The 2045-nt window shown below is 39.6% G+C and carries 2 protein-coding genes and 1 pseudogene; all 3 read left to right on the top strand.

Annotated features, from left to right (window positions below):
• Window positions 1–210 (top strand): annotated as a pseudogene (locus tag CDG79_RS40255) (TrbI/VirB10 family protein); the annotation flags it as partial.
• A gap of 143 nt (window positions 211–353) precedes the next feature.
• Complete coding sequence (locus CDG79_RS40250) at window positions 354–728, top strand: hypothetical protein (protein ID WP_223278667.1); 375 nt, start codon at window positions 354–356, stop codon at window positions 726–728.
• Between the two features lie 17 nt (window positions 729–745).
• Window positions 746–1885, top strand: a complete 1140-nt coding sequence (locus CDG79_RS40245) for a hypothetical protein (RefSeq protein ID WP_094347014.1) — start codon at window positions 746–748, stop codon at window positions 1883–1885.
• The last annotated feature ends 160 nt before the right edge of the window (window positions 1886–2045 follow it).

The raw sequence follows: 2045 nt of genomic DNA, 5'->3' as shown, positions 1-2045 counted from the left end.
AAGCACACAATTGTCACTTCTCCTTGGTCAAGACTAGCAATAATTGCTGTCCCTTTTGGAGTTGGATTTTTAGCAATATTTTTGATGCTCAATGGTGTTTTCAATCCCGCACCAGCACCAAAGATTGCTCTGAAAACGCAGGAAATACCCACCACTGAACAAGCCCAAGAAAGTGATGAGGGAGACAAACTATCAAAAAAGTCTGGTTAGATGATCCGTCGCAAATTCTGCTTGACACAGATGGTTGCTTAGAGGGACTGGATCAGAATTGCTCTAAAGGAGGTGCTGGGCTGATTCATCTGCGGCGGATCAAGAGAGTAAACATTCCCGGAATACCGCAAACATCTACCACTTTGTTAACAGTAATTACGCAGTCATCCTCTGGTGAACGCAAGACTTACAGTTTTCGACTAGCAACAAGTAATGGCACTCCTAAATATAGTCAAGTGGCGATCAAGGCTGATGTGGCACGAGAACAAACAGTCCCGAAGCCTCAATTGCAATCATTAGTTAAAACACAGCAAACAATTAACCAAATTCGAGGCGGGATTGTTGTAGCTATTAAAAGTGGATGGATGAATCAGCAAGATGAACTACACCAGCGCTTGCAAAAGTTAATCGGTTATTTACAAGCAGGTGATGACATTTCTACTGCTGCTAATAAGGCTTATATCTCTCAAAACTTAGTTAACAAATTAATTGCTTTGAGTAAGAGTTCTGATAATTGAACGCAAGGTAATAGTTTATGAAATCATCTTTTCGCCTCAATGATAACGCCTTACGTTACTTAATCTTTTTGAGTTTAGTAGGTAGCTTGTTTCTTCATAGTTTCATAAGATATGGGCTATTGAATCAAGTTGTCGGCTTTTTGCTGCCCAAGGCTTCAGGACAAGTACCCGTTATCAATTCCCCTAATGGGTTTACTCCTGATTGGTCGCGTTTGAAATTCAGCGACATGATTATTTCTGTAAGTAGCAGTGTTACCTACCCAGGCACAAGAGGTACAGAAACTAGAGCTTGGACGGCAGGACAAAGCATTAGCGAGTTTATGGAACTGGGAGATTTTGAAACACCTCAATTAGCAATAGAAAATTTAAATCTCTCAACCATAGCTTCAGCACAAGGAATCAATTTAAGTGGGTTAACATTAGATGATTTTCAATTAACTCAATGGCAAACTTTACCATCTTTAACCGAAGCGATCCCTGGCTTAGGTAATAGAAATATTACAAGTGTTAAACCTGTGAGCGATTTTTTGAGAAGATTTGGAATTACTGGGGGCACAATAGGTAACGCCAGCCGAAATTCTCGTTTACGTGACGTTCAATTAGGAAGAGTAATAAATTTAAAAAATTACTCACTAACATCTATTTCCGGCATTGAAAACACATCTATTAATAGATTTGAGAATTGGCAAGACTCCAAAATTAATGGAGTACCTGGACTATCAACTTTGACATGGGATAATTTGCCAGGACTGCGAACACTTGACCTTTCATTTGTTGCCAAAGTTGATCTGCCATTGGGAGATATTGAGGCTAACCGTACCCGCTCTATATCTGGTAGCTACCAAGATGGCTTTAATGTTCCCTGTCTACAAAATAATTGCGCTCATACGGAAATGTCAGGCATTGGTAAGACTACTGGAACACAGTGGATATCCGGGAAATTTCAAAAGGTCAATGGTGGATTTGGCATTTTAAAAGCTCTTAATGATGGTAAAGAGCCTACTGGTCGAAACCCCTTTGGCTCCAGCTTTAAGCAAGTTGTTTGGAATATTGATGAAGCAAGTGGAAAGGTGGAGACTACTATGTTTTTCCGCATCTGTAAAACTATACCCTTCATTGGTCGCACTTGCAGTCCATACTTTATAGCTGGAGTTTAGACTAAAAGCGATATGAGAGAACGCAAACCAAATGGAATTAGAGGTTAAAAATATTATCTTGTCAGCCTTAAAGCATCCGCGACCTTGAACAATTATTGTGTAGTATACTTGCCGAGAGAATAATACAATAATGATAATCATGAAAATGGTGGGAGAGAAA

This window comes from Nostoc sp. 'Peltigera membranacea cyanobiont' 232, assembly GCF_002245985.1.
Lineage (GTDB): Bacteria > Cyanobacteriota > Cyanobacteriia > Cyanobacteriales > Nostocaceae > Nostoc.
Note: the sequence above shows the minus strand (reverse complement) of the source record. Positions and strands in the feature narration are given on the sequence as shown.